The sequence below is a fragment of the Xanthomonas sp. NCPPB 2933 genome, from assembly GCF_056725225.1.
The window spans coordinates 4,509,456-4,523,494 of sequence record NZ_CM161518.1; the positions used below are offsets into that span (position 1 = coordinate 4,509,456).

6 protein-coding genes are annotated in these 14,039 nt (G+C 65.6%); 1 reads left to right on the forward strand and 5 read right to left on the reverse strand.

Translation table 11 applies throughout. The features are described from left to right. Nucleotides 1-360: 360 nt before the first annotated feature. The 5 genes from AC1PLU_RS18995 to xerD all read right to left on the reverse strand — a co-directional run bounded on the left by AC1PLU_RS18995 (nt 361) and on the right by xerD (nt 13,306). A complete protein-coding gene (locus tag AC1PLU_RS18995) occupies nt 361-2,118 on the reverse strand; it encodes a S8 family peptidase (RefSeq protein WP_481093626.1) in 1,758 nt (585 codons plus the stop codon). Between the two features lie 219 nt (nt 2,119-2,337). Beyond that, complete coding sequence (locus AC1PLU_RS19000; protein ID WP_481093550.1) at nt 2,338-6,201, reverse strand: YadA family autotransporter adhesin; 3,864 nt, start codon at nt 6,199-6,201, stop codon at nt 2,338-2,340. Between the two features lie 860 nt (nt 6,202-7,061). Continuing rightward, nucleotides 7,062-11,114: a phosphoribosylformylglycinamidine synthase gene (gene purL, locus AC1PLU_RS19005; RefSeq protein WP_481093551.1), complete on the reverse strand. Its 4,053-nt coding sequence runs from the start codon at nt 11,112-11,114 to the stop codon at nt 7,062-7,064. 218 nt (nt 11,115-11,332) lie between these two features. Then, entirely contained in the window at nt 11,333-12,130 is a 798-nt protein-coding gene (locus tag AC1PLU_RS19010; RefSeq protein ID WP_006448516.1) for a DsbC family protein, read from the reverse strand. 204 nt (nt 12,131-12,334) lie between these two features. Next, on the reverse strand, nt 12,335-13,306 hold the full coding sequence (gene xerD / locus AC1PLU_RS19015) for a site-specific tyrosine recombinase XerD (protein WP_481093552.1): 972 nt from the start codon (nt 13,304-13,306) through the stop codon (nt 12,335-12,337). Between the two features lie 258 nt (nt 13,307-13,564). Between xerD and AC1PLU_RS19020 the strand changes: the two genes are divergently transcribed. Beyond that, nucleotides 13,565-14,032, forward strand: coding sequence for an RDD family protein (locus tag AC1PLU_RS19020; RefSeq protein ID WP_481093553.1), 468 nt, complete (start codon nt 13,565-13,567; stop codon nt 14,030-14,032). The last annotated feature ends 7 nt before the right edge of the window (nt 14,033-14,039 follow it).

Genomic DNA, 14,039 nt, shown 5'->3' on the forward strand with positions numbered 1-14,039 from the left:
TTAACAGCGCTCAAATCGGGCGTCAAGTTTTTGACGAAAAGCGAAGTTAAGTGTGTTTTTCATCACACTTCTGTTTGCTTTTATTATTTTTTTGATAAATCTTTGGAAAACAGCGACCTAGATCATGTCTCGCAAGACATTTCTAAGCTGAATACGCATGTCCAAAGCAGACAAAAAAGCCCGCTGGCGGGTCGCCAGCAGGCTTGATTGCGCAAAATCGGATGCGAAATGCGTCAGCGGGCACACCAGCGCTCCCCACGCTGGCAAACCGGTGCCACGCAGGCGCGGTACCGGCCGCTTTTCAGCCTAATTGCGCCAGGGAAATGACGGAATGCCGCCGGTATGCCCTGATGCGTCAGATCACTGACGCGCCAGCAGGCTCACCCCATCGAACTCGGTGCCGTCGAGCTTGAGGATGTAGGTGCCGGCGCGCGGCGCGGTAAAGCGCACGGTCTGGCTGGTGCCACTGCGCGTTGAGGCACCGTCGTTGTCGGTGGCGCTGGGCTCACGCCCGAACGCCACGTACAACCCTGCCTGCCCGCTGCCACCGAAGCTGATGAAACTCAGCACCGCACCCGCGCTCGCTTCGAAGGTGAATACCCCGCTGTCGCCGGCCAGGTTGGACAGCCCGCGCTCGGGCACGCTGTTGCGCAGGGGTTGCGCATCCACCTGGCACCCCACGTCTCCTGCGTCGCAACGGCGCAGCGCGCGATCGATGGCAGCCCCCGCATCCACGATGCCGGTACCGGCCGGCGTAGCAAGCGGCAACTGCACCGGGAACGCACGCGCACTGCGCTTGAGCAGGCGCTCCAGTGCGGCCGGTGTCAGCGGCGCCTTGCCATCGGCGATCAACGCGCTTTGCACCAACGCCGCAGTGCCGGCCACATGTGGCGACGCCATCGAGGTTCCGGCAAATCCTGGGCCGATATAGGCGAATTGACCGGAGGTGGGCGTGGTTTTCCCGGTGTAACCAGTCTGCCAGATCCAGCTGCCGATCGGGCCATCGTACAAGGTGTCGGTTGCCAGATCTCGCGCGCCGCCGCCGGGTGCGGCCAGATCGATCAAGCTGCCGAAGTTGCTGTAGTACGCCAGGCCACCGGTCAGGCGGGTGGCCGCCACCGACACCACGTTGGCGCAGTTGGCAGGTACTGCGCTGGACACATCCGAGCCATCGTTGCCGGCCGCCACCACCACCGTGGTGCCGCGCGACACCGCAGCATTGATCGCCGCCTGGGTGACCGAATCGCAAGGCCCGAAACCACCCAGGCTCATGTTGATGATTTCGGCCGGGTCGCGATTGTCCGGCACGCCCTCCACATGGCCGCCGGAGGCCCACACGATGGCGTCGGTGATGTCCGAAGACGAACCGCCGCAATGGCCGAGCACGCGCACCGGCAGCACCTTGGCTTTGTAGGCCACACCGGCACCGCCAATGGCGTTGCCGGTGGCTTCGGCAATCGTGCCGGCCACATGCGTGCCGTGCCAGGAACTGTCGCGAGCAGCTGAAAAAATTCCGCATTCGCCGTCGGTTGCTTCCCAATCGCCGTAATCCAGCGCACCCGGCACACGTGCATTGGTGGGGCGGCGCGAGACGCCGCTGTCGCTGATGAAGTCGTAGCCCTGCAGCAAATTGCCGGCCAGATCCGGGTGCCCCGGCAAGATGCCGGTGTCGATCACCGCCACCACCACGCCTTCGCCTTGGGCAGTGGCCCAGGCTGCCGGCGCGTCGATGCCGCCCACCGGATCGGTGAGATGCCATTGATTGGTTGCCAGCAGCGGGTCGTTGGGCAAGCTGCCGCCGCTGCTCTGCAACGGATACATGCGTACGTCGATTTGCGCGTATTCCACCGCAGGATCGGCCTGCAGTTCGCGCACCAGGTGATCGGCGTCGCTGCGGCTGAGTTGTGCGGGCAGCTTGATCAACTCACTGCCCACCGCCAAAGTGCGCACATACGTGGGCACGGCCGCCTTGCCGCTGCGTGCCGCCGGTGCCAACTGCACTGCTGCGCGCGATGCCGCTGCAGTGATCGTGGCCACCGATGCATTGCCAACGCTGCGTGCAGTCACTTTGCCGCTGCGGTATTTGACGATGATGCCGTCGACCGGCGCATCGCGCATGGCTTGCTGGCGTTGCGCAGTGCTCACACTGGAATCCAACGTGGCGGCAGTGGCAATGCCGCTACCGAGCGAGAAGACCGCGCTGCAAGCGATGGCAAGAGTCCGGGAACGATGGTTATGAATCACGATGAAGTCCTCTTCAAGATGAAATGCGACAACGAATGAGTGAGCACGCAGTTGCCGCACACGCAGCAGCTGCGAGATGCAATGCAATGCGCGTTACCAGCCGAAACCGGCACCCACGCCGATCGAGCTGTCGTCGCCACTGAGTGCGCCGCCAACCGTCACCGTGGCGCGCGGGCTGATCGCACGCTGATACCCCACCGACAGCGCCGATTCGCCGTTCTGAAAACCGACGCCGGCACCGACACGGTTCTGCGAGGCGATACCGGCCACGCTGGCGGACATGTTCAACATCGCCGAGCTCATCGCGCCCTGACGATCCAGGCGACGGTTCTGCCGACGCAGGCGGTCTTCGATATCGCCCTGATAGGTCTCGAAGCTGTCGGCCATCGCGCTATAGCGGCTGTCGGTGTAGCTGTTGGCAGCGGCAACGCCGTTGTCCAGCTGCCCCTTGTTGACCGCATCGGTGGCACGCGTGCCGGCCGCCACGTTGGCCACCTGACGCTCACCGCTAACGCTGCCCACCGACACCGTGTTGGCACGATCGGCGACCGAGCCCTGGCCGAGTGCAACCGCACCCTGCGCACTGGCACGTGCGCCCTGGCCAATCGCCGTGCCCGATGCCGCACTGACCTGCGCGCCTTCGCCCATTGCCACCGCATTGGTCGCCACCGCCGCAATCTGCGTGTTGGCGCCCACCGCCGTGCTGCCATCGGCATTGACGCGTGCATTGCTGCCGATGGCGGTGTCGTTGGGGCCATGCGCATACGCGCTACCACCGATTGCAGTACCGGTCACGTGGTTGGCCACTGCCGCCGTGCCAACAGCGGTGGACGTTGCGGCCGGCGTGATGCTGCCGACCACTGCTGCGGTCGGCGTGCCTTGTACGCCATCGCTTGCGGCAGGCCCGCTTGCCGTTGCAGTCGCTGAAGACAGCGCGCTGTCGGTTGTCACGTCGGCAGCCATCAGCGTCGACTGCACGCCATCGTCTGTCGCCGCATCTGCAAGACTGCTGGCGGCTGCCGGGGTTTGCGCAACTGGTGCAACCGTCGTCGCCGTTGCTGTCGCCCGTGCGACGCGCGCAGCGGAGGAACGTGCCGCAACGCCCGTTGACGCCGTCGCGTTACGCGCATCCAGCTCGCTGACCTTGCTGTCCAACGCCGTCAATGCCGCACCGACGTTGCTGTAACTGCTGCCCTGGATCACATAGGTCGGCGCAACGAACACGCCTTGCGCACCGATCGCCGCACCGCCACCAAGGAAGCTGGCGGCGTTACTTAAGGCACCGAACAACTGCCCACCGTTGATCGCATCGCTGCTGCCGGTGGCGATTGCACCAGCACCCACATTGACGATGCGACGCGTGGCCGGACCACCGCGGCCATTGCCGTTACCCACCGACACCACGTTGGCCTCGTAGGTGCGCGAGCCGGCGCCCAAGGCCACCGAATCGGCACCGCTGGCACCGGCATTGGCACCGAGTGCGACCGCGTTGCTGCCGCTTTGCCGGGTAAAGGCGTTGTAGCCCATCGCCACACTGTTGTTGCCCAGCGCCGTCGATTGCACGCCCAAGGCCATTGCGGCACTGCCCGTATCGCCGATGAACACGCCCACGCTGGCATCGCGCCCGATCGCAATCGCATCGGGCGCCTCGGCCCTGGCATTGGTTCCCAACGCGATATTGTCGCCAGAGAAGATCGACGTGGTGGCACCGCTGCCGATCGCGATACTTCTGCTGGAGACGGCACGCGCGTCGTAGCCGACTGCAATCGCCTCGGCGCCCTCGGAAGACGACAGCGTTCCCAACGACACGGTGCGCGGCGCAAACGAGGCAGCGCTATGGCCGATCGCCACCGCGTCGGTATTGGTGTCGTTGGAGAAGACGTTGGCGTTGTAGCCCAGCGCGATGGCGTAATCGCCGTCGCTGCGCGCACCTGCGCCGATGGCAACGCCACCGACGCCGAGGGCGCCTGCAGGCCGCAAGTTGGAGCTGATCAGCGACATGCCGCCGACAGTCACACTGCGCTCGCCGGCGGCAACCGCCAGGCTGCCCACGGCCACGCTGCTCTCGCCGATGCTGGAGGCATTGAAGCCTACCGCGGTGGTCAGACTCGCATTGGCCAGCGCACCGAAACCGAAGGCCGACGCCGCCGAACCGCGCGCTGTCGAGAACGCGCCCACAGCGGTGGCAACATCGTCCTGCGCTCGTGCGCTGAACCCCGCCGCCATCGACTGCTCGCCACTGGCCGCGGCCCCCGTGCCGACCGCAGTAGCGAAGGTACGCGCGGCAACCGCCCCGCTCCCCAGCGCCACGGCACCGCGCGCCTGTGCCAGGGTGGCCTGTTCCTGCGCGCCCACGATTGAGCCAGAGGCGTCGAACACCGGCACAGAGGCAACACCGCCCACCGCCACCGCCGATGCATCGGCCGCGCTGGCGTTGTGCCCGACAGCGACCGTATCGCGCCCCAGCGCCAGACTGCCCGAGCCCAGCGCATTGGCGCCATCGCCGATCGCGTTGCTTGCGCTCCCCAACGCGATCGCATTCAGGCCGTCCACGTAGGCAGCGGTTTCATCCCCGTCGGTTTTGCCAATCGCCAGCGTGCTGTCGAGACGATCGGCGACAGCACGCACGCTGTCGAGCTGGGCGAGATTGACCGCATCGTTGGCTTCGGTGCCTGCAGCAACGCTGGTGATCTGACGCGTCAGCCCCGCCTGCACATCGCCAACCGAGACCGTGTTGCTGCGGTATGCGTAGGAACGCGCACCCAACGCCACGGCGCTGGATGCCGAGCGATTCCAGGCATCGTCGACAAAATCGCCTACGCGCGCGCCATAGCCGATTGCCACCGCATCGATGCCATTGGTTTCGGAATCTGCACCAATCGCCGTATTGTTGCCGTTGAACCACGAGGTACCGGCACGCGCGCCTAACGCGATACTGTTTTCAGTGTAGGCGGTGCTGTCGTGACCGATCGAGATGCCACCATCGCCCATCGCCAATGAGAAGCCACCCAGCGACACCGTGCGTGGCGCAAACGAACCGGCGCTGTGCCCGATCGCCACCGAATCGGTGTTGCCTGGCTGATTGGGGAAGATGTTGGAATCGTAGCCAATGGCAATCGCATAATCGGACTGGCTCTGCGCCCCTGCGCCCAGCGCGATGCCGCCTGTTCCGGTGGCGGCGGTGATCGAACCGAAGTTACTGATGCCACCGACCACCACGCTCTGCACGCCACTAGCCAATGCGGTGTCGCCGACCGCGATACTGCTGCTACCTTCGCTGCGCGCTCTATAACCGAAAGCGGTGGACGCATCTCCACTGGCACGCGACAAATAGCCGCCTGCACTGGAGAGGAATCCACTGGCCGTGGACAAACCGCCGATCGCAGTGGCCCCATCGTCGAACGTCTGCGCGCGGTACCCCAGTGCCGTGCTCTGCACACCGTCAGCACCAGCACCACTGCCCAACGCCGTGGAAAACGGATCGCTGGCCAGTGCACCACCACCGATGGCGGTAGAGCCCACACCGGATGCCTGCGCGGCTTGTTCGCGTTGCCCGATGACAAAACCGGACGCGTCGTAATCGTAGACCGTTGCAACGCCGCCAATGGCGGTAGCCGATTCTCCTGCAGCCGAGGCGTTATGCCCGATCGCCGTCGCATCGCGCTCCAGTGCCAGGCTTCCGCCGCCGAGTGCGCTGGTTCCATCGCCCAGGGCATTGCTTGCGTTGCCCAGCGCCAGGGCGTCCTGACCCTCTGCGAACGCCGGCACATCCGTCTCGGCGTTCGGTATGGCCGAGGTCTGCGTGGTCGCGGCTGCGGGATCTGCGTTACCGGCCGCTGTTGCAGTCCCGGTGTCGCAATGCTGCTGACCGTTGGCCACCGTGCAGCGCGTGATCGCGGTCGCTTGCGGGGATGCGGCCTCGGCAACTCCGGCCATGCCGACGAGTACCAGCATCATCGCCGCCGCCAGCCCACCGCTCGCGTGCAGATGCACTCGACTGAAGGGTGGGTTTATCAAATCGCAGACACGTCGCGCCGTTCGGCGATGAGCACACTGCTCACCACCGGCATTCAATTGAATTCGCTTCATTAACGCCTTACTCCCCATTGGCCTGGTATGTAGAAACCGACCACCGCACGACTGCGTCGCACGGTCCCCCTGAGGTTTATCGAAAACGCACTCGCTTACCTTCTACATCGGGAAAATCCCGCGCAAAAGAATCAGCGATAAAGACGTGAATTTGCAGCGGAAACCGTGCGAATCAGAGATTCATAACGTTGGATGAATTTATTGAAAAACCAAAAGTTCAGATGAGATTAACGTCACACAAGCGACATCATCGAACGCACCAACTAAATACCTAGTATTTTTTATAGTTACTTAAAGTAAACCACGTATCGACATTCAAAAAATGTAGCAGCGACGCACCCGACTGCGATGCGATCACGCGCGGCTGCAGCTGCACTGATCGGGAGTTATCAATCGAAGGTCATGCCTCAGCTGCAACGCCCGCCGGACATGCGCAGTCCCGATGCACGGGCGCTCGATGGAATTAGGAAACCTTGCATGCGCCTGCCGCAGACAAGCCGGCTTGCATCGCTTGAAAGCGGGTCTGACCATGCGCGGCTGGACCGGCGTTCGATGCGCTCTTCTGGACGACGCGCATCGCGGGCAGGATCAAGCGACCCGCGAAAACCGCGTGCAGATGCATGCACGCAGCAGCCGAAACGACGACGGCCGTGTGCATCGCTGCACACGGCCGTCGAATGAAGCGGTTGCTTCGGGCGCTCTAACTCACACCGCAGAGCTGCACAGCATCAACCACACCACACGCGCGCATTGCGGAACATCCGCAGCCACGGCGAGTCCTCGCCCCAGTCGGCCGGGTGCCAACTCAGGTTTGCCGTGCGCGGGCTGCGCTCGGGGTGCGGCATCAGGATGGTGGCGCGGCCGTCGGTGCTGGTCAGGCCAGTGATGCCGTCCGGCGAACCGTTCGGATTGAGCGGGTACTGCGACGCCACTGCGCCGTCGCCATCGATGAAACGCAGGGCCACACGCACGGCCGCCTGATCCACCACGGTGTCGAACTCGGCGCGGCCTTCGCCATGCGCCACCGCCACCGGAATCCGCGAGCCAGCCATGCCGCGCAGGAACAGCGACGGCGATTCCACCACTTCCAACAACGCGGTGCGCGCTTCGAACTGCTCACTACGATTGCGCAGAAAGCGCGGCCAATGCTCGGCACCGGGAATGATGTCCTTGAGCTGGCTGAGCATCTGGCAGCCGTTGCACACGCCCAGCGCGAAGGTATCGCTGCGCGCGAAGAAGTCGGCAAACGCATCGCGCAAGGCCGAACGCTCCAGGATCGAGGTGGCCCAGCCACGGCCGGCACCCAGCACGTCGCCGTAGCTGAAACCGCCGCAGGCCGCGAAACCGGAGAACTGCGCCAGATCCACACGGCCTTCGATCAGGTCGCTCATATGCACGTCGAACGCACGGAAACCGGCGCGCTCGAAGTTGTAGGCCATCTCGATCTGCCCGTTGACGCCCTGCTCGCGCAGGATCGCCACCTTGGGCCGCGCACCGGTCGCCACGAATGGCGCGGCCACGTCTTCAGACGGATCGAACACCAGCTTCGGACGCAATCCCGGTGCCTTGAAGTCGCGTGCCAGCGCGCGCTCTTCGTCGGCGCTGTCCGGGTTGTCGCGCAGTTTCTGCATGGCGTGCGTCACCGACCACCAGGCATCGAACAATTCTTCCCAACGCCACTCAGCCAGCACCCGGCCCTGTCCGCTCACGCGGATGCGCGGCGCACCGGTGGGGCGTGCAATGCGCTGCGCGCATTCGGTCAAGGCATGCCGCTCCACCAGATCGGCGAACGCGGCGCGATCCTCGCTGGCGATCTGCACCACCGCGCCCAGTTCTTCGTTGAACAGACTGCGGAACGCATCGTCGCCCCACGCATCGAGCGTGATATCCAGACCCTGCCGCGAGGCGAACGCCATTTCGCACAGCGCCGCAAACGCACCGCCATCGCTGCGGTCGTGATACGCCAGCAACAAGCCGCTCTCGCGCGCCGCACGGATCAGTTCGAAGAAACTCCGCAGCCGCTGCGGATCGTCCAGATCCGGCACTTCGCCACCGAAGGCCGGCAACGCCGCATCATCGGCATATACCTGCGCCAACACCGACCCGCCCAGGCGCTGCTTGCCGCCACCCAACCCGATCAACCACAGCTCGCTCTCTTCGTCGCTGCGCAACAACGGCGTCAGTTGCGTGCGCACATCGCCCACCGGTGCGAACGCACTGATGATCAGCGAGACAGGTGAAACGCTCTTGTGCGTGACGGGATTGGAGATTGGGGATTGGGGATTGGCAACAGCGGAAGGCTCTGACGTTTGGCCAATCCCGAATGCCGAATCACCAATCCCGGCTCCTTGCCACTGCGCCTGCATCGACAGCGAGTCCTTGCCCACCGGCACGCTCAATTCGAGTGCCGGGCACAGTTCCATGCCGATCGCACGCACCGCGTCGTACAACAAGGCGTCTTCGCCGGCGTGACCGGCGGCGGCCATCCAGTTGGCCGAGAGCTTGATGCTGTCCAGCGTCTGCACCGGTGCGGCGCACAGGTTGGTGATCGCCTCGCCCACCGCCATGCGCGCCGACGCCGCAGCGTTCAACAACGCCAGCGGGGTGCGCTCGCCGATCGACATCGCTTCGCCGGCAAACGTCTCGAATCCAGCCATCGTGATCGCGCAATCGGCCAGCGGCAGCTGCCACGGCCCGATCATCTGCTCGCGCGCGGTCAAGCCGCCCACGCTGCGATCGCCGATGGTGACCAGAAAGCTCTTGGACGCGACCGTGGGATGGGCCAGCACGCGCAAACCGGCCTGCTGCAGGTCCAACGTGGCGGTCTGCAGCACCGGCCACTGCGGCGCGGCCGGATGCACCGCATCGCGATGCATCTTCGGCGCCTTGCCGAACAGCACGTCCATCGGCAAATCGATCGGGAGCCGGGATTGGGAATTCGGGATTGGGGATTGGTTGAAAGCAACGGCGGACCCGGCAACTGACGAATCGCTTTTGCGAATCGCCAATCCCGAATCACCAATCCCGTCCCCAAACACGCCATACCCAACCACCAGCCGCTCCTCGGACGTGGCCACGCCCACTGCCGCAAACGGGCAGCGTTCGCGGGCGCAGATCGCGGCGAACTCGTCCAGGCGCGCCTGCGGCACACCCAGCACATAGCGTTCCTGCGATTCGTTGCACCACAGTTCCAGCGGCGACAACGAGGGGTCGTCGCTGAGCACGCGGCCCAGGTCGATGACGCCGCCCACGCCGGAGTCGTGCAGCAACTCGGGGATGGCGTTGGACAGGCCGCCCGCGCCCACGTCGTGGAACCAGCGGATCGGGTTGTCCGTGCCCAGCGCCACGCAGCGGTCGATGACCTCCTGGCAGCGGCGCTCCATCTCCGGGTTTTCGCGCTGCACACTGGCGAAATCCAGAGCCTCGGCACTGTCGCCGGCCGCCACCGAACTGGCAGCGCCGCCGCCCAGGCCGATCAGCATCGCCGGCCCGCCGAGCACGATCACCGCATCGCCTGGCTGCAGGCGCAGCTTCTCGACCTGATTGCGGTCGATCGCGCCCAGGCCGCCGGCCAGCATGATCGGCTTGTCGTAGGCGCGGGTCAGACCCTCGCCTTCGGCGAGCTCGAAACTGCGGAAATAGCCGAGCAGATTCGGCCGGCCGAATTCGTTGTTGAACGCAGCGCCGCCGAGCGGGCCCTCGAGCATGATGTCCAGCGCCGGGGCCATGCGCGGGTTCAGCGCGCGCGGCGCCTCCCACGGCTGCGGCAGGGTCGGGATGCGCAGATGCGACACCGTAAAGCCGGTCAGACCGGCCTTGGGCTTGCCGCCGCGGCCGGTGGCGCCTTCGTCGCGGATCTCGCCGCCCGCACCGGTCGCCGCGCCAGGAAACGGCGCGATTGCGGTTGGGTGGTTATGCGTTTCCACCTTGATCGCAAATGCCGACGGCACTACCGCTTCGCTGCGGTATTCGCCGCTGGCCGGATCCGGGCGGTAACGCGCGGCCGGCACGCCTTCCACCACCGCGGCGTTGTCGCTATAGGCCGACAAGGTGTGCTGCGGGGTCTGCTGGTGGGTGTGCTTGATCATGCGGAACAGCGAGCGTTCCTGCGGCTTGCCGTCGATGCTCCAGCTGGCGTTGAAGATCTTGTGCCGGCAATGCTCGGAGTTGGCCTGGGCGAACATCATCAGCTCGACGTCGGTCGGGTCGCGGCCCAGCGCAGCGAAGCGTTCGCGCAGGTAGTCGATCTCGTCCTGCGCCAGGGCCAGGCCCAGCGCGCGGTTGGCCTGCTCCAGCGCATCCAGCGCCACGTGCTGCAACTGGCCACGATCCGGCTCGTTGAACAGCGCCTCGGCAGCGGCCGCCGAACCGAGCAGCGATTGGGTCATCGGGTCGTGCAGCAGCTTGGCCACGGCGGCCTGGTCGGCGTCGTTGTCCGGCCAGCCGGCCAGATCGATGCGGGTACCGCGCTCCACACGCTGGATCGGCTGCCCGGCCCCGCGCACCAGTTCGGTGGCCTTGCTCGACCACGGCGATAGCGTGCCCAGACGCGGCACCACATAGCGCGAGGAGGCGTCTTCGGCGCGCGGCGCGGGCGCCGCTTCGGCCTGCAGGATCCGCTGCAAGGTGGCCTGGTCGGGCGCTTGCCCGGCCTCGACGCGGATGAAGTACACGTGCCAGGCGCCAGTGATGCGCAGCGCGGGGACGAGGGTTTGCAGGCGGGTTTCGAGCCGAGCGCGGCGGAACGGCGAAAGGGCGGAAGCGCCCTCGAGGACCATCATGTCCGGGGAACCGTGTCAGAAACGGGGCTGCAGATTGTAACGGAGGTTGAGGGGCTCAGCGCCCGGCCGAGCGTGGGCCGGCTGGCGATCGGCTGGGTAACACCCGCCCTGCAACGCAAAAGGCAGGAATGCGTGCGCATCCCGGCCTTTCTGGCAATCACGCTGGCGGTCGAAGCCACCAGCGCCGAAGCGGCATCACAACGCCGCTTGCAGAGACATCAGCGGCTTCCGCCCGCCGTGGTGACGGCGCGCTTTTCCAGCGCCTCACGCAGCTGCGCCGGCGGCAGGTAGCCACCGAGCTGGGTGCCGTCCGGCGCAAAGATCGCCGGGGTGCCGTTGACGCCCAGGCGCTGGCCCAGCGTGTACTCCATCGACACCGGGTTCTTGCAGTCCTTGGAACTCACCGACTGACCGGACTTGGCGTTGGTCAGCGCCTGCTTGCGGTCGGCCGAGCACCACACCGCCACCATGTCCTTGTAGTCCTGGCTGCCCAGGCCCATGCGCGGGAAAGCGACGTATTCCACCGCGATGCCCTGCTTGTTCAGCTCGGCGATCTCGCTGTGCAGCTTGCGGCAGTAGCCGCACTCCACGTCGGTGAACACAGTGACCGCGTACTTCGGATTCGCCGGCGCAAACACAATGCGGTCGGCCTTGGGGATGGTTTCCAGCTGCTTACGGCGATAGGCCAGCAGACCGGCGCTGGCGGCAAACTGCTTGTTCTGGATATCGAACGGCTGCGCCTGCATCAGGTAACGGCCGTCGTCGCTGACGTACAGCACCTGCCCGCCCACCACCACTTCGCGGAAACCGGGGAACGGCGCGGCACCGATGTAATCGGGCTTGAAGTCCGGGTCCAGCGCCTTGAGCGCCGTGCTCACACGCTGATCCACATTGCCGGTGGCGGCAGGCGCGGCGGCTGGCTTGGCGCCGGCATTGCTTGCCGCAGGCTGCGACGATTGTGCGCAGGCGGTAAGACTGATCGCGCCCAGCAGCGCGGCGATGGCAAGACGATACATTCACGCATCCAGTGGAATGGGGTACCCGGATTCTCGCACAGCGCAGATGAAGCAAGGCAACGCCCGGCTCAGTTTATTGGCCACCCGAACGGCCGGTTCGTTGCGGGGATCGGCGCGCGGGTCGTGGCGATTGCGCATTGACCGGCTCGCTGGCAGCCCCTTACCTGGCGAGATGCATCACCACCGGCCTGCTGCAGTACCCGTTCACCCGCGAGGATGATGCTTGGCGTGCAACTTTTGCAGATGCTGGCGCGCCACCAGCGTGTAGATCTGGGTGGTCGACAACGAGCTATGGCCGAGCAGCATCTGCAGCGCGCGCAGGTCTGCGCCGTGGTTGAGCAGATGAGTGGCGAAGCTGTGGCGCAACCCGTGCGGGCTAACCGTGTCCGGGTCGATCCCGGCCACCGCCGCATAACGTTTGACCAGCGCCCAGAACTGCTGGCGGCTGGGCGGCTGACGTGCGGCGTCGATGAACAGCGGCACCTGCCCATCCACCGGCGGCACCGGCTTGTGGCTGGCCAGCACTGGGCGCGCTTCATGCAGATAGCGCTCCAGCCAATGCTGGGATTCCTCGCCCAGCGGCACCAGCCGATCCTTGCTGCCCTTGCCGGTCACCCGCAGTACGCCTTGTCGCAGATTGACCCCCACCGCCGGCAGGTTGACCAGCTCGCTGACGCGCAGGCCGGCGGCATACATCAGCTCCAGCATGGCACGATCGCGCAGGCCCAGCGGGCTGTCGATGTCGGGAGCGGCCAGCAGTGCTTCGATCTGACTTTCGGTCAGCGCCTTGGGCAAGCTGCGCGGCAAGTGGGGCGGATCGATCAGCGCGGTCGGGTCGTCGCTGCGCAGGCCCTCGCGCAGACACAGCCCGTAAAACGCCCGCAGCGTCGACAACAACCGCGCCGTGCTGCGTGGCGAATAGCGCGCCTCGGAGCGCCAGCGTAGATAGTCGAACACCGCAGCCCGATCGACGCCCAGCAGCCCACCGCCGGCCCCGTCGCGCCAACGCGCCAGCCCTTCCAGATCGCGCCGATAGCTGTCCAGGGTCTGCCGCGCCACGCCGTTCTCGGCCCAGAAACGATCCAGGAAGCGCTCGATGGCAGCAGCATCGGCTGCCTGCAGGGGCGGCAGCTGTTGGGCGAGTTGGCGACGTTCGGCAGGACTGCTGGCAGACATCGCAACAGCATAGAGCCTGTCGCGTGGGTTGCGATGTGCTGCGTTGGCGGTGATGAAGTGTTGGCAGCGCGCTCCTCGGCGCAACGAGCCGCCGTTGCTGCACGCCCACACTTTGCGCAGTCGCTTTGCCGGCCGCCAGCAACACCTTCGGACGACCGCTTGATGAAGTTCACCGGCCACTTGGTCGCTCCTATTCCTCAGCATGGCGCTGCCGCAACGCGGCGTTGCTCGATCGCCCGTGCCGGCTATGCTCGCGGCATGACCTCGATTCCCTCGCCTCGCACTGCACGCGTCCCTGCCTTGATCGGCTGGCGGCTGCTGGCCATGTGTTACGACGCCTGGCCGGTGCTGGCGCTATGGATGCTGATTTCCGCCGTTTTCACCCTGGGCTTCACGCTTGCCGGGCATCCCGCACGCGAAAACATCGCCCCTTTCAGCGGTTGGCAATGGTTGTTGTGGCTGTGCTGCTGGATCGCCGCCGGCATCTACGCCACGGTGAGCTGGCGGCGCGGCGGCCAGACCCTGGGCATGCGCCCATGGCGGCTGTCGCTGATCGGCCCGCAGGCCTCCTGGCGCGCGCTATGGATCCGCTATGCGGTGGGCACGTTGTCGCTAGCCCTGGGCGGACTCGGATTCTGGTGGGCGTGGGTGGATCGTGATGGACTGGCGTGGCACGACCGTGCAAGTGGCACGCGGTTGCAGAGGATTCCCAAACCCAAGAAATAAGCTCGAT

What these genes read in the sequence shown, in the direction of transcription:
- AC1PLU_RS19000 (WP_481093550.1), bottom strand. Translation starts at nt 6,201, where the DNA reads ATGATGCTGGTACTCGTCGGCATGGCCGGAGTTGCCGAGGCCGCATCC.
- AC1PLU_RS19010 (WP_006448516.1), bottom strand. Translation starts at nt 12,130, where the DNA reads ATGTATCGTCTTGCCATCGCCGCGCTGCTGGGCGCGATCAGTCTTACC.
- AC1PLU_RS19020 (WP_481093553.1), top strand. Translation starts at nt 13,565, where the DNA reads ATGACCTCGATTCCCTCGCCTCGCACTGCACGCGTCCCTGCCTTGATC.
- xerD (WP_481093552.1), bottom strand. Translation starts at nt 13,306, where the DNA reads ATGTCTGCCAGCAGTCCTGCCGAACGTCGCCAACTCGCCCAACAGCTG.
- AC1PLU_RS18995 (WP_481093626.1), bottom strand. Translation starts at nt 2,118, where the DNA reads ATGCGCGATGCGCCGGTCGACGGCATCATCGTCAAATACCGCAGCGGC.
- purL (WP_481093551.1), bottom strand. Translation starts at nt 11,114, where the DNA reads ATGATGGTCCTCGAGGGCGCTTCCGCCCTTTCGCCGTTCCGCCGCGCT.